14 protein-coding genes are annotated in these 16,459 nt (G+C 64.5%); 6 read left to right on the top strand and 8 right to left on the bottom strand.

The features are described 5' to 3' along the window. Positions 1–15: 15 nt before the first annotated feature. From ACR30Z_RS10495 to ACR30Z_RS10470, 6 genes are read right to left on the bottom strand one after another with little or no spacing between them, the layout of a single operon-like run. Positions 16–1,692, bottom strand: coding sequence for a thiamine pyrophosphate-binding protein (locus ACR30Z_RS10495; protein ID WP_434372497.1), 1,677 nt, complete (start codon positions 1,690–1,692; stop codon positions 16–18). Beyond that, positions 1,689–2,480 (bottom strand): cyclase family protein, encoded by a 792-nt coding sequence (locus ACR30Z_RS10490; protein ID WP_434372496.1) that lies wholly within the window; start codon positions 2,478–2,480, stop codon positions 1,689–1,691. The genes ACR30Z_RS10495 and ACR30Z_RS10490 overlap by 4 nt, the downstream gene beginning before the upstream one ends. A 7-nt stretch (positions 2,481–2,487) precedes the next feature. Then, complete coding sequence (locus ACR30Z_RS10485) at positions 2,488–4,119, bottom strand: phytoene desaturase family protein (RefSeq protein ID WP_434372495.1); 1,632 nt, start codon at positions 4,117–4,119, stop codon at positions 2,488–2,490. Positions 4,120–4,140: 21 nt separating this feature from the next. Continuing rightward, on the bottom strand, positions 4,141–5,868 hold the full coding sequence (locus tag ACR30Z_RS10480) for a flavin reductase (RefSeq protein WP_434372494.1): 1,728 nt from the start codon (positions 5,866–5,868) through the stop codon (positions 4,141–4,143). A 27-nt stretch (positions 5,869–5,895) separates the two neighbouring features. Continuing rightward, on the bottom strand, positions 5,896–7,137 hold the full coding sequence (locus ACR30Z_RS10475) for a styrene monooxygenase/indole monooxygenase family protein (RefSeq protein ID WP_434372493.1): 1,242 nt from the start codon (positions 7,135–7,137) through the stop codon (positions 5,896–5,898). Positions 7,138–7,173: 36 nt separating this feature from the next. Beyond that, positions 7,174–7,962 carry an SDR family oxidoreductase gene (locus ACR30Z_RS10470; RefSeq protein WP_434372492.1) on the bottom strand — a complete coding sequence of 263 codons (789 nt, stop codon included), beginning with the start codon at positions 7,960–7,962 and terminating at the stop codon, positions 7,174–7,176. Positions 7,963–8,429: 467 nt separating this feature from the next. Between ACR30Z_RS10470 and ACR30Z_RS10465 the strand changes: the two genes are divergently transcribed. Continuing rightward, on the top strand, positions 8,430–9,353 hold the full coding sequence (locus tag ACR30Z_RS10465) for an AraC family transcriptional regulator (protein WP_434372491.1): 924 nt from the start codon (positions 8,430–8,432) through the stop codon (positions 9,351–9,353). On the opposite strand, the gene ACR30Z_RS10460 is transcribed toward ACR30Z_RS10465, so the two are convergent. Next, positions 9,354–10,055, bottom strand: a complete 702-nt coding sequence (locus tag ACR30Z_RS10460; RefSeq protein ID WP_144652622.1) for a FadR/GntR family transcriptional regulator — start codon at positions 10,053–10,055, stop codon at positions 9,354–9,356. Positions 10,056–10,132: 77 nt separating this feature from the next. Next, positions 10,133–10,933: an alpha/beta fold hydrolase gene (locus ACR30Z_RS10455; protein ID WP_434372490.1), complete on the bottom strand. Its 801-nt coding sequence runs from the start codon at positions 10,931–10,933 to the stop codon at positions 10,133–10,135. A 131-nt stretch (positions 10,934–11,064) separates the two neighbouring features. Here ACR30Z_RS10455 and ACR30Z_RS10450 point away from each other — a divergent pair, with 131 nt between their 5' ends. The 5 genes from ACR30Z_RS10450 to ACR30Z_RS10430 all read left to right on the top strand — a co-directional run bounded on the left by ACR30Z_RS10450 (position 11,065) and on the right by ACR30Z_RS10430 (position 16,433). Further along, positions 11,065–12,579, top strand: a complete 1,515-nt coding sequence (locus ACR30Z_RS10450; RefSeq protein ID WP_144652620.1) for a four-carbon acid sugar kinase family protein — start codon at positions 11,065–11,067, stop codon at positions 12,577–12,579. Between the two features lie 25 nt (positions 12,580–12,604). Next, positions 12,605–13,507, top strand: coding sequence for an NAD(P)-dependent oxidoreductase (locus ACR30Z_RS10445; RefSeq protein ID WP_144652619.1), 903 nt, complete (start codon positions 12,605–12,607; stop codon positions 13,505–13,507). A 138-nt stretch (positions 13,508–13,645) separates the two neighbouring features. Then, positions 13,646–15,112 carry a GntP family transporter gene (locus ACR30Z_RS10440; RefSeq protein ID WP_144652618.1) on the top strand — a complete coding sequence of 489 codons (1,467 nt, stop codon included), beginning with the start codon at positions 13,646–13,648 and terminating at the stop codon, positions 15,110–15,112. After that, the gene (locus ACR30Z_RS10435) at positions 15,112–15,987 is read left to right on the top strand and encodes a class II fructose-bisphosphate aldolase (protein ID WP_434372487.1); all 876 of its coding nucleotides are present in this window, start codon (positions 15,112–15,114) and stop codon (positions 15,985–15,987) included. The genes ACR30Z_RS10440 and ACR30Z_RS10435 overlap by 1 nt, the downstream gene beginning before the upstream one ends. 50 nt (positions 15,988–16,037) lie before the next feature. Next, positions 16,038–16,433, top strand: coding sequence for a DUF1304 domain-containing protein (locus ACR30Z_RS10430; protein ID WP_144652616.1), 396 nt, complete (start codon positions 16,038–16,040; stop codon positions 16,431–16,433). Positions 16,434–16,459: the final 26 nt, after the last annotated feature.

Below are 16,459 nucleotides of genomic sequence, written 5' to 3'. Positions count from 1 at the left end.
CGCCGCGCTTTCCCCTTAGTGGCCCTGGAAGGCCTCGGCCAGCCACCAGGAACCGCCGTCGGAGGCGATCTTGGCATCGATGACCAGCGGCCGGTCCTGCGTCCCGGCTTCGTAAGCAGCTATCCACGGGCGGACGGCGTCCAGGTCGGCTACTGTCCGGACGGTGATGCCTTCGGCGCCGAACCCGCGGGCGATGGCGGCGATGTCGGTGTCGGGGAACACCACGCTGGACAGCTCTGCTTCTGTGTGCTCCGAAGCGAAGTGGTGGACTTCCGCGCCGTAGGCGGCGTCGTTATAGACGATGCAGACCAGGGGCAGTTTCAGTCTCGCCGCGGTCTCCAGCTCGCTGATGCCCATGAGGAATCCACCGTCGCCGGCGCCCAGTACCGGCAGGCGGTGTGGTTGGGCCAGGGCAGCTCCGATGGCCGTGTAAAGGCCCAGCCCGATGGCTTGGAATGCTTGGGTGAAGCAGAAACCGAACTCGTCCGGAACGGCAAGGTACTGGCTGGGGTAGCCCATGAAGTTGCCCGAATCGACCGCGACGATCCGCTCGGCAGGGAGCAGGGTGTCGAGTTCGCGGGTGAGGACGCGTGGGTCGATGGCTGTGGCGGTGGACAGGTCTTCGGTCTCCACATCCCGCCACCGTGAACCCTGCTTGATGGTCAGGGCGTTGGCCTCGGTGCGGTACTTCTCCGCAGGCTCTGGCTGCATCGAGCGCAGCGCCGCCAAAGCATCCCCAGCGGTGAGCGCTGAGTCTCCCAGCACACCCAGCGTGATGGGCCGGTTGGCACCCAGGGCGGCATCTTCGACGTCGATCTGCACCACATTGGTGCCGGCGGAAATCAGCCGTCCGTGCCGCATGGTCCACATGTTCAGCGCGCAGCCCCACCCCACTATCAGGTCGGCGCCGCTGATGAACTCCGCCGTGGCAGGCGAGGAAAATCCTCCGGAGATACCGAGGTTGTGGGAGTCGCCGTTGAATAGCCCGCTCGCCACTGCGGACGTCGCCACCAGGGCACCGGAATGCTGCGCCAGTGCGAGGATCTGATCCCGGGCGCCGCGCCCTCCGCGTCCGGCAACGAACACGGGACGTTCAGCTTTCGCTATCAATGCGGCCAGTTGCTCCACGGCGGCAGCGTCCGGGCGCACCTTGAGCGGTTGAGGCACGACGACGGCACTCACCTCGTCGGTGGCGGCTCCACTTTGGACGTCCAACGGCAAGCTCAGAACCACCGTGCGGCGCTCGTTCACAGCCGTCCGGAAAGCCCTGACAGTGTCAGCGACCGCCGTGGCCGGGGAGTGGATCCGTTCAGCCACCGCTCCTACGCTGCGGGCCAGGGCGTCTTGGTCGATCTTGAAGTTGGACCGTATCGCCGCGGCCTGGGTGTCGGCGGTGAGCACGATCATGGGTGTGCGGCTCTTCGCTGCCTCACCGATCCCGGTGATGGCATTGCTTAACCCACAGCCCTGGTGGGTGGTGACCACCCCGACCTTGCCTGACATCCGGGTGTACGCGTCGGCCATGGTCGCCGCGCCGCCCTCATGCCGGGTGGCCGTGAACGGGATGCCTTCGGCCATGAGCGTTCCGGTGACATCGAAGTTTCCGGAGCCCACCACCCCGAAAACGTGTCCGACACCGAGCTTCGCCAAGGTCCTGCCGACCAGCGCGGAAACCCGAACCTGCCCGCTCATGCCGTCTCCACCGTTGCCTTTTCCACCAGCGCGTACACGCGGCTGGGGCTGCCCGTACCGCCAACGATCGGCAACGGAGCAACCACCAACGTCGCACCCGTGACGGGGAGCCGGTCCACGTTCCGGAGCGACGTGACGCCGTACTTGTCCGCGCCGAGAAGGAACGAGTGGACCGGAAACATCGGATCCAGGCCGCCTGCCTGGCCTGCGTCGATGCCCACGGTTTCCACGCCGAAGCCGCTGATCGAAGCGTTTCCGGCGAGCCACTTGGCACCCGCCGCAGAGACACCGGGAGTGTGCGGTCCGGCGTCGTCAGCGTTGACGAAAGCCGCGGCGTCAGTGCCACGGGCCGCCCAGCCGGTCCGGAAGATCACCCAGCAGTTCTCCGGGAACGCGCCGTGCTCTTCCTGCCATTGCTCAAAGTGCTCCGGTTCCAGGAGGAAGTCAGGGTCCGCGGAGACCTCGGTGGTCTTGTCGATCACCGCGATAGGGCCCACCAGGCGGTGTGGTTCGATCTGGTCCACGGATTTGCCGTCCTTGCCCGTAATCCAGTGGACCGGAGCATCCAGGTGCGTCCCGGCGTGCTCTCCCACGGTGACATCGTTCCACGCCCAGGCCGGTCCGGCGTCGTCGAAATTGCTCACCGGCGAGACGGACAAACCCACCGTGTTCGCGAACGGCTGCGGCAGGTTCAGGATGGGGGTTTCGGAACTGAGCGGTGTGGTGAGGTCGATGATCTCCACCGAACCACTCGAAAGGGCTGTAGTGAGCCCGGCCAGAACAGACATTGTTCTCCTATCGCTTGCTTGGTTTCAGTGCTGCTTGAATGCGGGAAAATCGTGAAGGCTTCGCGGTCAATTTCTGTGCCACGAGGTGTCCCGAACCGCCTGAGAGACCCGGACCAGGGTGGGTTGAAGCGCCGATGTGCCAGAGCCCCTTGACGGCGGTTTGGTGACCTGCGGCCTCCGGGAAGGGCCGCCAGAGGAGGTTCTGGAAGAGTTCCGCCGAACCGCCGTAAGGGTCACCGTTCACAGCGTTGAGGTTGGCGGCAGCCAGATCCGTCGGTGCGATCACGTCCGATGCCAGGACAGCGGCCCGTGTGCCCGGGGCGAACTGCTCCAACCGTGCAAGAACCCGGTCCAGGTAGGCCTGTTTCAGATCTTCGGTCCAACCGGCGCGGACATCGAGCTCTCCGGAAGCGTCGCCCACCGGGGTGAACGGCACTTCCTGCAATTGCAACCACAGGGTGGCCTTGCCCTTCGGTGCCCGGGATGGATCCAGCACGCACTGCTGGCCCACCACTACCGTTGGTTCGGCCGGCAGCAGTCCCGCTTCGGCCTGGGCGCAGGCAATTCCCGTGCTGTCCGAACCGTTGCTGAGGTGCACCAGCGGCACGGTGTTGAGCCGGGGATCGAGCCACTCAACGGGCTTGTCCAAGGCCAAGTGGATCTGCATGGCTCCGCGGCCGTTCTGGTACTTTTCGGCGGCCCGGGCAGCCGCGGCCGGGGGCTCGTGAAGCAATGACGTGTAAAGGGCCTGCGGGGAGACGTTGGCCAGCACGGTGTCGGCCGAAACACTGCCCTGTGACGTCCGGACGCCCGTGACCGCTGTGCCTGAAACCAGGATCTCCTCGGCTTCGGTATCAAACAGGACCCGGACGCTGTTGTCCCTCAGCAGTGACTCAAAAGCTGCCACAAACTGTGAGGCCCCGCCCTTGACCACAGGAAGCCCGAAGCCGTGCATGCTCATGGCCATCACCGGGAGCATCACGCCACCGGTCGCCTGGTCTGGCCCCAGCCCGGCGTGCAGGAGCCACGGCGCCCATAGCTGGTCTGTTTCCCAGCCCTCGAAACGGCTGCGGACGTAATTGCGGCCGCTCATCAGGGAGTCCCGGACAAAAGCCTCCGTGCCCGAGAATCGCCCGCGCCGCGCGGCCCCCAGGGCAATCTTCGCCACCTCCCGGAAGGATCGTAGCTCCGCCCCAAAGGCCCCGAAAACCGTGCCCGCGTTACGGCCGAGGTCATCCAACATGGCCAGGTAAGCCGCCTGATCCCCAGGCTCCTTGAAGGTTGCCGCGGTCTCAGCCGGATCCCGGTGCGCGATCACCACGCGGTGCGCTCCCGTGGCCGGATCTGCGGCAACGCTCGCTGTCACCTCGCTGGACGTATTGCAGTATTCCAAGCCCCTGGCATGCAATTCCTTGCCGAGCGCCGCGTAGGCGCCGCCGGACACAAACAGCGGATGCCAGGAGGAGAACGTGTCGTGGATGAAACCAGGCAAGGTCCGTTCGGAGGAGTCGATGAACCCACCCAGCCGGTCCGAGCGCTCGATGATGCACACGCGCTTTCCGTCCAGGGCAAGCTCGGCTGCCGCCACCAGGGAGTTGATTCCCGAGCCAATGATCGCGACCTCACAGGATTCGTCCATAACCGTTCCTTTCAAGAGTGCTCAGAAATCAGGGTGGCTGGCAGTGGCGTGGTACTTGCCGCCGTGGAACACCAGGGGAGCGCCGCCGTCGTAGGTGTATTTCTCTACTTCACCCACATAGATGACGTGATCGCCGGCATCATGCCGCGAGACCGTGCGGCACTGGAAGGTGGCCACCGCGCCGTCCAACAGAGGGACCCCGGCGATGCCTTCGGTAGTCTCCGCCCCAGCGAATTTGTCCGTGGCGGGTGTGGCGAACTGGCGGGAGAGGACGTGTTGGTCGCTGGCCAGGATGTTGATGGCAAAGTGCGTGGCGTCCTCAAAATCACCCAAGCTGGGCGCGCGCTTGCTGGGGCACCAGAGCACCAGCGGTGGCTCCATGGAGACTGACGTGAAGGAATTCGCGGTCATGCCCACCTTTCGGCCGTCGGCGGCAACGGTGGTCACCACGGTAACGCCTGTGGCGAACTGGCCCAAGGCGCCCCTGAAGTCCCGGAGGTCGAAGGCTGCCGTGTCGTCTTCCTTGCGGGCCTGCATGAAGTCGGCGGCCGCGGTGGGATCGAACCACCACGGGTACGACGTCCGAGGATCGTCAAAGCCGGCCACAATGCTCGCCGCCAGCGCCGGGTGCTCAGCGGCCTCGCTCAGCAGTGTCTTCTGGTGATCCCGCCGTGGCTTGAGGAGATCGTTGGTCCACTCCACAGCCCACTGGCCCCAACCACGCCAGAACTCGTCGAAGGTGCGCTCCATCCAGGCACGGTCAAAAGGCTGCTGGCCGCGCCGAACGATCGAATCGAGGTAGTACTTGGCGGCAAGCGTCGCATTGTTTGAACCTTGTCCGGTGAGGGGATCGTTGAGGACCACGGCATCACCCAGGCCGAATACGAGTTTCCCGTTCCCAAGCTCCCCGACGGCGGACCTCACCGTCGGCGTGATCCGGCCCAGAAGCGTCGCGCCGCTGTCCGTCAGCTCCGCGTCGGCGAAATTCTGAAGCTCGTGCGGGAAATGCTCGCGCAGGATCTCCAGCGACCGCTGGAGTTGCTCTTCAGGGCTCCCGACGTCGGTCCAATGGTCCATGGGGCCGCCCACCACGCCTTCGAACACCATCATGCGGCAGGGACCCGAGACGGTCAGGCCCGGGAACGTGAAGAACTCGCCGACGCCGGGTGCCATGGACATGCGGATGGCGACGGCGGGGGCTTCGGTGCCGTTGGAGGACGTGACGTAGTTCAGTGCCAGGACGCGCTGCGGACGATCGAAAGGCGACTTTGCCTTGTCCCTCGGGAAGATCTGGCCGATCTCGCCCTTGCCCGTGCTCACGATGACCAGCTCGTAGTCGTGGGCGAGCTCTTCGAGCATGCGCGTGGTGACTTTTTCGATCCGGAAGTCCCCGCCGCCCGCCACGAACGTCTCGATCCACAGTGCGCTCTTGATCCGTTGGTCGATGGATCGGGCGGGTCCGTCCAAGGGCGCTTCCCATTCGATGGGCTGGTCAGCGTCCACGCGCAAACGGATGGAATTGATGTCCGGCGCCGATCCGGACTCATAAAATTCCGTGAGCGCCGTTCCCAGTTGGGCCTCGGCGTCCAGGGCTGTGGAGAACATGCACTGGCTGGACATGACTTTGCCCGAGCGGATCTGGGCTGCGGAACGGTCGGACAGAAGCGTCACTGCGTAACCATCCCGCTGCAGGCCCAAAGCCAACTGGGCGCCGGATTCGCCGGCACCGACAATTGCTATCTTTCGCATGGTTGAGTCCTTCTTAGCAGGAGTGTGCTATGAAACTTTGGTGGCAGAGAGGCTTGCCAAGTAGTCCGCGGCTTTGTCCGGGTACATGAACCAGTCCTGGAATTCCGGCGGGTGGTTGAACCCGTTGGCGAAGCGGTGGGCAATGGCCGGCTCCTGGTTGGCCGCGCCCAGGAGTTCAAGGACGTGGGGCGGCGGCGGGGCCAGGAGGGCATTGGTCCAGTGTGCAACGTGCTGTGCGTAATCCCAATAGCGCTCGAATGTGGCCTGCATGAACTCAGCGCCGAACGGCTGTTCGCCGTGCCGGATGATGCTGTCCAGGTAGGACGCCGCGCATTTGCTTGCATTGTTGGAGCCCTGCCCCGTGATGGGATCGTTCAACACCACGACGTCGGCCAGTCCAAGTACCTGCCGGCCACTCGGCAACGTGGCAACCGGGTGGCGGACGGTGGGCGCAAACCTGCCCTGGAGGACTCCGTTGGGGTCGGTGAGTTCCACATCCGTGGCGCGTTCCGCCTCCCAGGGTAGGAAGGTCTTCAGGATGTTCGTGGAGTTCTCCAGATGTTCCTCGGGAGTGAGCCCCTTCCACGTGTCCATGGGCCCGCCGGGAACGCCTTCGAAGACCATGATCTCGCAGGGGCCGGTGGTGGTGAGCGCGGGGAACACGAAGTACTCACCAACGCCGGGGATGAGATTGAACGAGACAGCCGAGTACTCTTCGCGGGGCTTGAGGCCCTTCACGTAGGTCAATGCCAAGGCGCGCTGTGGGGCGTCGTAAGCGCTGCGCTCGGCGTCGCGGGTAAACAGCTGCGCGATTTCGCCCTTGCCCGCGGCCACAATCACCAGCTCGGAGTTCTGCGTGTACTTCTCCAATTCGGCTACGCCGGCGTCTTCGAAGACCAGTTCGCCGCCGCGTGCTGTGAACTCCTCCATGAATCGCGGGAACTTCACGCGCTGGTCGATGGACTTGGCGTGGTTATCCAGGCGGGAGGCCCAGCTAATGACCTTCTCGCCAGGCACTTCGGGGTGGGGGATGGTGAACGAGATGCCGTCCACCGTGGGGGCATCTGGCCAGAAATCAAGGCCAAGCGCCCGCTCGTGTTCCAAGGCGTTGTGGAAGATGCATTGGCTGGAGGCAACCTTGCCTTCGTGAATTTCCTCGGGCGTGCGGTTGGAAACAGTGGTCACCTGGAATCCTGCATCCAGCAGTCCGATGCCCAGCTGAAGCCCGGACTGGCCGGCTCCGACGATGGTGATGTGGCGTTGCGTCATGGTGTGCCCTTCTATGGAGTGTGGTGGAGCCTGGCGTCAGTTGGCGGCCAGCAGTGGAATGGTTTCTTCGGCGCGCTCAGGACCCAGGGCGGAATAGCCGCCGTCCACCGCCCAATCGGCGCCGGTCACGAAACTTGCCTGGTCGCCGGCGAGAAACGCGACGACGTCCCCAACCTCGTGCGGGCGGCCGACGCGCTTGAGAGCGTGGAAAGGGGCGGCCACGGAATCGGTCTTGGCAAGATCACCGTTGCTGAGCGTGTCCATGATTTTGCTCCACACCCATCCGGGGCTGACGGAGTTCACCCGGATACCGTCCGCCGCGAAGTCCACGGCCATGCTGCGCGTGAGCTGGACGAGGGCCGCTTTGCTGGCGGGGTAGAGCCAGCGGCCGGTCTGCGCCACCGAGCTGGAGATGGAGGTGAAGTTGATGATCGCGCCATGTCCGGAGGCCTTGAGGTAGGGCCGGGCTTCGTTGCTGGCCATCACTGCGCTCACGAGGTTGACGTTGAGCGCCTCGAGCCAATCGGCGCGACCGGACTCAGCGCCGTCGTCCTTGTACGTGCAGGCGAGGTTCACCAGGATGTCCAGGCTTCCGTGAGCGGCGACGGTTGCGCTGACCAGCCGGTTCACGGCGTGGTCATCCGTGATGTCTGCGTGGGAGTAGTGGATTCCTTCCCCCAACTCTTTGGTGAGGGCGCCGCCGTCGGGAGCTATATCCGCAACCACCACCGTGGCCCCGGCGTCCCGCAGGGCGGTCACCACGCCCTGCCCCACCTTGGTTGCCCCACCGGTGACAATCGCTGTCCTGCCGTCGAGTCCTGACATGGTCCAAGCCTTTCCCGTACCTGTGATGTTGAAGAAATGTGACGTGCGTCATGGTTGTTCCATAAGCGACTCTAGGCGGCCGCTGTAGACCGGGCTATCCACAAGGCGCAGGGGTCATCCAAATTGCGCAGGGTCTTCCTCTTCCTCGTGCCAACCGACCCAAGCCGCGGAGGTGAGTTGAGCCTCTTTGGCTCGGAGTTCCGCCGCCCAGAGTTCGAAATGGTGTCGATCCCACTCGTCCCGCCGGTCATGCACGAGCTTGATGTTCTTCACTGGTCCCACCTCGCTTTCAGTGCTGTTATCGTGATGTGAGCTGCGTCATACTGGTCCTGAAAGCGACTCTAGGCGGCCGTTGAAATCCGGAATATCCACGTAGCGCGGGGATCATCCGAAAAGCGCAGAACTGTGGAGTGGGTGCCCAAATGGTGAAAATTCTTCCCCGCGATGTCCTGCGGGGGCGGCCGACGATGGCCACAACTGACGTGGACGAAGCCCACGCCAGGATCGCCGAGCTGTTCTGCAGCCACGAGCTCGCACCGCGGACCCGGACCTCGGCAGTGGATATGAAGCTGCGTTCCCTGCACCGGGGCGACGTGGGCATCGAGTTCCTGGACTACGGCGCCGACGTCCGCATTGAGCCTGAAGGACTGCAGGATTTCCATCTGGTGCAGATCCCGCTCGCCGGGCATGCGTCCATGCGGGTAGGGACCAGCACGGTGGATTCCAGCCCGCGCATGGCCACTGTTCCGCCGATCGACAGGCCCTTCTCCATGAGTTGGGACGGCGGCAGCCCGCACCTGATCGTCTATGTGCGGCGAACGGCGCTGGAACGGGTTGCCGGGCAACTGTACGGGGACGGCGCTGTGGAGCTTGGCTACGGCATGGACCTGTCAGGCGCTGCCGGCCGCGCGTTCCTGAGGTCCGTCGTCGAGCTTCATGACGACCTGATTGGCCAGCCACAGTCCACGGCCCCCGCGTTTGTACAGGGGTTGCTGGCGGACAGCATGGTGTCCCGCCTGTTAATGGCGATGCAGCCGCCCTCTGGGGAGCTCCGGAACGCGGAAGCGGAGGGCCGTCTGGTCCGTGAATGCCGCGAACTGCTGGAGCGCCACGCCACGGAGGAACTCACCGTGCCGGACATCGCTGAGTGCTTGGGGGTTTCGGTCCGGACCCTTCAGACCGCGCTACGGGCGGAAGCTGGTGCGACGCCATCTGAGTTGCTGCGGACTATCCGGCTGGATCGAGCCCGCGAGATGCTGCTGGAAGCAAGCCCGCGCGAGCAGACGGTCACGGCCGTCGCGGAGCTGTGCGGCTTCACCCATCAGGGGCGCTTCTCCGCGCTGTATCTGAAGACCTTCGGGGAGTTGCCGTCGGAAAGTCTGCGGCGCTAACTACGCCTCCAGTACGTACGTCTTCAGGTCGTCCAGGGTCTGCTGCATGTGGGCGTCCATCGCGAGCCGGGCTTCATTGGGATTGCGGGATTCCAGGGCCGCGGCGATCTTCCGGTGATGGCCGATGGCATGTTCCTGGATTTCCGGGAAAGCGGAGGTCTCCGTGCGTCGGGCCTCCAGGACGCGGTGCAGTGGCTCGAACAGCACGGCCACAAACACATTGCCGGAAGCGTGGAGGATCACGTCGTGGAAGGCGAGGTCGGCTTCCACGAACCCGGCAAGGTCATTGACTTCGTGCGCGGACTGCATCTTTTCCACGTGCTCTTTGAGTGCCGTGAGCTCAGCGTCGGAGATGCGTTCGGCGGCCAGTTCGCAGGCTCCCGTCTCGAGCATCCGCCGCAGCTCGATCAACTGTATGGCTGCGGCTGCGTCTTTGGTACCCTCCGAGGCAGCGCGCAAGACTGCTTCCAGTGAAGCCCACTGATTCAGGGGGTTAACGAATGTTCCGCGGCCTCGCTCCACGCTGAGGATTCGCTGAGCTTCCAGGGTTTTCATGGCTTCACGCACGGTCATGCGGCTCACCTCATGCTTGGCGCTGAGCTCAAGCTCGCCCGGGACCACCGTTCCGGGCGGAAACTCGCCCGCCACGATCCTGTCCAGCAACTCATCAGCTACGACGCCGACCAGCGACTTGCGTGCCATATATCCCCATTCCCTGTACTTCAGACCGCCCGGCGGCCCGTGGATTTTCCCCCGGGACCGAATGGTTGTCAGACATCTTACGCTGGCAGTGGCCAGCTCGTTCTCCAAAACTTATGCAACGCCTCGGCGCTTTCCTGCGGCTGCTCCCAGTGGACGCTGTGGCCCGCCCCGGGAATGGCCTTGAGCTGCCGATTCGGGCTGGCTTCCACGAACGCGGCCATTTGCTCGATGGGCCGCACGCGGTCGCCGGTTCCGGCGATGACCAGCAGCGGCGCGTGAACGCGCCCGGGCACTGAAGGTTCGACGCCGGTCATGGCCGCCAATGCGCTGGCGGACAGCACCGGGAAGGGCGCGTCGAAACCCTTGCTGAGCAACTCCATATCTTCGTCCGGCAAGGTCCCGTACCAGGCGCCCATGAGTTTGGCCTTGGTGCCGGCGTCGAAGAACCCTTGTTCCAGCTGCGACACGAGGAGGTTCTTGAAGCCCTCATTTTGAGGAGCCGGAACCATTCCCACCAGCGTCACCGTGGCCACAAGCTCCGGGCGGGCTGCGGCCAGGGTCAGCGAGACGCTGCCGCCCATGGAATGTCCCACCAAATGCACGGGACCGCCACCTCGGGCGTCCAGGGCTGCAGCTACCGAAGCGGCCGCGGTGTCCAGCGTCCATTCGAAATCCAGCGGCAGCTCCTGCCTTGGGTGATAGCCCGGAAGGTCGACTATCCACACTGTCCGGCCGCCGTCGAGCAGCTTCTCCACTAACGGTTCCCAATAAGCGGAACCCGATGCCCAGCCGTGGATCAGCACCGCTGGTACAGCGTCCGTAACAAGCGTGGGCGTTCGAACGTCCACAAACGGAAGCGGAACCGCGCTGTCAGCCATGCCCCCAGCCTAGTGATCCGGGGCACCTTGCGCGGCGAAGAGCCGTGTGTCACACTAGCATTCAAATGTTAGATGTCTGACATCTTACATTCACTTAACCGCAACAGAGATTTCCCACGATGGAGTGCACAGTGACCCTTGAAGCCGACGTACTGGCCGCTTTCCCGGCGGAAGTCCAGATTCCTGCTCAGTTGGTTGCGGACGCCGTTGCGGCGTCGTCGGCAACGTCCCCCCGCGTCCTGGTAGTCCTCGACGACGACCCCACCGGCACGCAGTCCGTTGCGGATCTTGCTGTCCTCACCCGCTGGGACGTCGCGGACTTTGTGTGGGCGTTTACCCATATCCGCGAGAACCAGACCAAGCCCGCTGTCTACGTCCTCACCAACACCCGCAGCTTGGATCCGGCAGAAGCCGCCGCCCGCAACGAGGAAATCGTGCGGAACGCCCTTGAGGCAGCAGCCGGCACCGGTGCTGGTCCTCGGCTGCGCCTGGGTTTCGTCAGCCGCAGCGACTCCACCCTCCGCGGACACTACCCGCTGGAGCCGGACGTCATCGCCGCCACCGTGGCTGCTGAAACCGGCGAAACCACCGACGGCGTGGTGATCGTTCCAGCCTTCCCCGACGCCGGACGCGTCACCATTGGCGGAGTGCACTACATGCGGGGCGACGCCGGCACCCTCACCCCCGTGGCCGAAACGGAATTCGCCAAGGACGCGAGCTTCGGTTTCGCCAATTCAGAGATGGCCAAGTACGTGGAGGAAAAGTCGCAGGGCCGATTCCCCGCCAGCGACGTGATCGTCCTGGACCTCAACATCATCCGCGCGGGCGCCTCCGCCCAGGACCCCGCCATCTCCGCGAAGGCCATCGCTGACGCCCTCGAGTCCGCCACCGACTCCACGCCGATCGTGGCCGACATTGTCACCGAGAACGACTTCCGCGCACTGGCCCTTGGCCTCGAAGAAGCGGAACGCCGGGGCAAGAAGCTCCTCTACCGCGTAGGTCCGCCGTTCGTGCGTGGACGCATCGGCCAGGAGATCCGCACCGCGCTGACCTCCGAAGAGGCCTTTGCAGGCAACACTCCCTCCGCAGCCGGCGGCTTGATCGTGGTAGGTTCCCACGTGGGCGTCACCACCCGGCAGCTCAACGACCTCACGGCACAGCACAGCTCGGCGAGGACCATCGAAATCGACGTCGAGAAGCTCATTGCCGGAACCAAAACCCAGGGCGAAGCAGAAGCCGACGCGTACATCGGAACCGTTGTGTCCGACGTCGTGGACGCCCTCCGCAGCGGTGACGTGATCGTCCACACCAGCCGACTGCTCATCAAGACCGACGACGCCGCAGCGAGCCTGAAGATCGCCCGCACCGTCTCCGCCGCCGTCGTGGCCGTTGTAAACCGCACCCTGAAGAGCTTCCCGCCGCGCTTCGTCATCGCCAAGGGCGGCATCACATCCTCGGACGTGGCCGCCCACGGCCTGGAAATCCGCCACGCGATCGTCCGCGGCCCTATGCTCCCGGGCATCGTCTCACTGTGGGAGCCGGTGGACGGTCCCGCAAAGGGTATCCCGTACATCGTCTTCGCCGGCAACGTGGGCGACGACCAATCCCTGACCCAGGTCACCCGCAAGCTCAGCGCAACCTTCTAACAGCCAAAATTCAATGGAGAACACCATGACCAGCAGCAACTACACCGTCACCGTCCTGGGCCTTGGTGCCATGGGCCTGCCCATGGCAACCCGGCTCGCGTCCGAGCTGACCGTGCACGGCTTCGACATTGCAGAGCCCCGTCTGGAACTCGCCGCCGCAGCAGGCATCAAGACCTTCGCCTCGGCCCGAGAAGCGTCCCAGGACGCCGACGCCCTGCTCCTGGCGGTCCGCAACGGCGAGCAACTCAACGATGTCCTCTTCGGCGAGAACGGCGTGGCCCCGGTACTGAAGCCGGGCGCCGTCGTAATTCTCGGCAGCACAGTGGGCACCGAAGCCATCCCGGCAACGGTCGCCAAGCTGGCCGAGTACGGAGTTTCTCTGGTTGACGCTCCGCTGTCCGGCGGCCCCAAGCGTGCCGGTGAAGGTGACCTGCTGATCGTGGTGGGCGCCGAGCCCGAGGCCCTCGAAAAGGCACGTCCGGCACTGGAACTGCTGGCCTCCACCTTGAGCATCGTGGGCGACAAGCCCGGCGACGGTCAGGCACTCAAGACCGTCAACCAGCTCCTATGCGGCGTGCACATCGCCGCCGCTGCGGAGGCCATGGCCCTCGCCGATGCCCTCGGCCTGGACCAAGCGAAGACCCTCGCCGCCCTCGAAGCCGGAGCCGCCGGATCCTTCATGCTCTCCAACCGCGGCCCGCGCATCCTTGAGGCCTACACGGAAGACGGCGCCGAGGTCCTCAGCCGCCTGGACATCTTCGTCAAGGACATGGGCATCGTGGGCAAGGCAACCCGCGCCGCCGGCCTCGCCGCACCCGTTGCCGCTGCCGCTGAACAGCTGTACTTGCTCGGCCAGGCCCAGGGCCTCGCCGCTGCAGACGACTCCGCCGTCATCAAGGTTGTCGCGCCCGCCAAGCGCACCGCCTAACCTCCCGGGAGTTTTTGTACACCTAACGCCCTCATGAGCCCCTCTGAAGGGCATTAGCTGTACAAAAACTCCACACCCCCCAACAAGTAACCTCCGCCGGTCTTCCCTAGACTGGTATGTCAAAGGAGACACCCCCCAATGAATCCCCTCGTGAACTCGCTGATGGTCCGGGCGGCCGACGCCCCCGCCATCAAGCCCGCAGTGGAGCTGGGAACACCCCTTCTGCTGACCATCGCTGCCGCAGGCATCGCCCTGTTGCTGGTGCTGATCATCCGTTTCAAGATCCAGGCATTCGTTGCCCTGCTCGCAGTCAGCATCCTGGTGGGCGTTGCGGCCCAGATTCCGCTCAAGGACATCTTCACCGTGGTAACCAACGGCGTTGGCAGCACCATGGGCAAGGTCGCATTGCTGATTGCCCTCGGCGCCATCCTGGGACGGATGATCGAAGTTTCCGGCGGTGTGCAGTCGCTGGCCACCCACTTCACTGAGAAGCTTGGCGCCAAGCGTGTTGCCGTCGCGTTGACCGCAGTCGGCTTCCTCGTGGCGATCCCCGTCTTCTTCGAGGTGGGCGTGATCGTCCTGGTCCCGATCGTCTATGCCTTCGCGAAGATCGCCAACGTCCACCCGATCAAGTTCGGCCTGCCCATGGCCGGCATCATGCTGTCCATCCACGTTGCAGTTCCGCCGCACCCGGGCATCGTGGCAGGCGCCGGCGTCTTCGGCGCTGACATCGGACTCATCACGATGATCTCGCTGATCATCTGCATCCCCCTTGGCTTCCTGTCCTACTGGGTTGCCAGCATCATGAACCGCAAGGACTACGAGCTTCTCCCCGGCGTGAAGCAGCAGGTTGAAGAGTTTGGTTCCGATTCCCTGGTCCACGTGGGCCACGACGGTCCCGGCGCCCGTGCCATCGCCCCTCCGCGTCCCGGCTTGATTATGTTCCTGATCGCCGCTCCGATCGTCCAGATCCTCCTCGGCACTGTCGGCACTCTGACCATCGCCAAGGACAACTACTGGTACGGCGTGGCCGCGTTCATCGGCAACCCGTTCTTCGCCCTTCTCGTGGCCGTTGCACTCTCGTTCTTCCTGCTGGCCGTCCGCCGCAACTGGTCCCTGAAGGAAACCGGGGAAATCTTCGAAGGCGCACTGCCTCCCATCGCGTCCATCCTCATGGTGGTGGCAGCCGGCGGCGTGTTCGGTGAAGTCCTCCGCACCTCCGGCATCGGAGCCGCACTCTCCCACACCTTGGACAGCCTCGGCCTGCCGGTGATCGTGCTCGGCTTCATCATCTCGCTGGCCTTGCGCGCAGCACAGGGTTCGGCGACCGTCGCCATCGTGACAACCACCGGCCTGCTGACCTCTGCCGTGATGGAAGGTGGCTACACGCCCGCCCAGATCGCCGTGATCGTCATCGCCATCGGCTTTGGTTCCCTCGGCCTGTCACACGTCACCGACGCCGGCTTCTGGACCGTGATCCGTTACTACGGCCTCACGGTTTCCGACGGCCTCAGGACCTGGACCGTCCTCACCACCATCCTGGGCCTGGCTGGCTTCGCCCTGACCTACGTGGCGTGGATCCTGGTAGGAGGGCTGGCCCACTAATGCGCGCCAAACTCGATCAGCTAGTCAACTCAGCCCTGTCCTCCCGCTCCGCTGTTCCGGCCTTTACCTGCTACGACTTCACCACCGCGCTTGCTGTTGTTTCGGCGGCGGAGGAAGCCCGGCTGGGCGTGATCCTGTTGGTGGCTCCGAAGACCGCGTCCACACCCAATGGACTGCGCCTCATTGCGGCCCTCCGTGGTCTGGCGGACTCCGCCAGCGTCCCGGTCTCCGTCCAGCTGGACCACGCTTCGGATCTGAACGTCATCCGCGACTCCGTGGCGGCTGGCGCAGATGCGGTCTTGGCTGACGGGTCGTCGCTGCCCTACGAGGACAACATCGCTTTGGTCCGCGAAGTCCGTGCCGCGCTGGACGCCCAAGGTGCAGCCGACGTCGTGCTTGAAGCGGAGCTGGGCGGCCTTGCGGGCGATGAGGACAAGGCGTTCGGTACCGAAGATGCAGCGCACGACGCCGGCGGTTTGGTTGCGGGGCTCACCAACCCCGCGCAGGTGGCCGACTTCGTGGAGCGAACGGGTGCGCAGTTGCTGGCCGTGGCCGTGGGCAACGTGCACGGCAAGTACAAGGGCGAGCCCAACATTCGCTGGGACGTGTTGCAGGATGTCGCTGCACGGACCGGGGTGCCTCTGGTGCTCCACGGCGCTTCCGGCATCCCTGCCGACGAGTTGGCGAAGGCTCCCTCCCTGCAGGTTGGCAAGGTGAACTTCAACACTGAGCTGCGCACGGGAATCCTGTCCACCTTGGAGGCCGAAACCGCGGCACACCGGGCCGACGGGGAGAATCTCCAAGGACTGTTGGCCCTGTGGAACAGTTCGGCGGGTACCTTCGCAGGCGCAACCCTGGCGCTGCTCACCGCCTAGGTCCTGCGCGGCACCCAAGCCCGGGAACACAGGGAGGCTAGGATCAAACCATGATCCTGGCCTCCCTGATTTTTGCCCTGATTGCGGCATTGCTGCACGTCTATATCTTCACCATGGAGTCCATTACGTGGACCAAGCCCAAAACCTGGAAAACCTTTAGCATCACCTCGCAGGCCGACGCGGAAACCACCAAATCACTCGCGTACAACCAGGGCTTCTACAACCTGTTCCTGGCCATCGGTGCGCTGGTCGGTATCATCGCCGTCTGGGCTGGGTCGCCCCAGGTTGGTTGGACCCTGGTGTTCAGCAGCTGCGGTTCCATGCTCCTGGCCGCCTTGGTTCTTGCTGCCAGCGGCAAGAAGTACCTCCGTGCGGCCACCATCCAAGGCGCAACGCCCCTGCTCGCCGTCGTGCTCGGCGTGCTGGCCGTGACGCTGAATAATTAGCAACGTTGAAGGCCCGCTATTCCGTT

The sequence above is a fragment of the Paenarthrobacter sp. FR1 genome (assembly GCF_051106045.1).
GTDB lineage: Bacteria > Actinomycetota > Actinomycetes > Actinomycetales > Micrococcaceae > Arthrobacter > Arthrobacter nitroguajacolicus_A.
The sequence above is the reverse complement of the archived record's forward strand: the minus strand, read 5'-3'. Positions and strand labels throughout refer to the sequence as shown.

Bases quoted from the DNA above. Each gene is read 5' to 3' on its own strand.
- ACR30Z_RS10430 (WP_144652616.1), top strand. From the start codon at position 16,038: ATGATCCTGGCCTCCCTGATTTTTGCCCTGATTGCGGCATTGCTGCAC.
- ACR30Z_RS10475 (WP_434372493.1), bottom strand. From the start codon at position 7,137: ATGACGCAACGCCACATCACCATCGTCGGAGCCGGCCAGTCCGGGCTT.
- ACR30Z_RS10445 (WP_144652619.1), top strand. From the start codon at position 12,605: ATGACCAGCAGCAACTACACCGTCACCGTCCTGGGCCTTGGTGCCATG.
- ACR30Z_RS10485 (WP_434372495.1), bottom strand. From the start codon at position 4,119: ATGGACGAATCCTGTGAGGTCGCGATCATTGGCTCGGGAATCAACTCC.
- ACR30Z_RS10495 (WP_434372497.1), bottom strand. From the start codon at position 1,692: ATGAGCGGGCAGGTTCGGGTTTCCGCGCTGGTCGGCAGGACCTTGGCG.
- ACR30Z_RS10455 (WP_434372490.1), bottom strand. From the start codon at position 10,933: ATGGCTGACAGCGCGGTTCCGCTTCCGTTTGTGGACGTTCGAACGCCC.
- ACR30Z_RS10440 (WP_144652618.1), top strand. From the start codon at position 13,646: ATGAATCCCCTCGTGAACTCGCTGATGGTCCGGGCGGCCGACGCCCCC.
- ACR30Z_RS10465 (WP_434372491.1), top strand. From the start codon at position 8,430: ATGGCCACAACTGACGTGGACGAAGCCCACGCCAGGATCGCCGAGCTG.
- ACR30Z_RS10470 (WP_434372492.1), bottom strand. From the start codon at position 7,962: ATGTCAGGACTCGACGGCAGGACAGCGATTGTCACCGGTGGGGCAACC.
- ACR30Z_RS10490 (WP_434372496.1), bottom strand. From the start codon at position 2,480: ATGTCTGTTCTGGCCGGGCTCACTACAGCCCTTTCGAGTGGTTCGGTG.
- ACR30Z_RS10435 (WP_434372487.1), top strand. From the start codon at position 15,112: ATGCGCGCCAAACTCGATCAGCTAGTCAACTCAGCCCTGTCCTCCCGC.
- ACR30Z_RS10480 (WP_434372494.1), bottom strand. From the start codon at position 5,868: ATGCGAAAGATAGCAATTGTCGGTGCCGGCGAATCCGGCGCCCAGTTG.
- ACR30Z_RS10460 (WP_144652622.1), bottom strand. From the start codon at position 10,055: ATGGCACGCAAGTCGCTGGTCGGCGTCGTAGCTGATGAGTTGCTGGAC.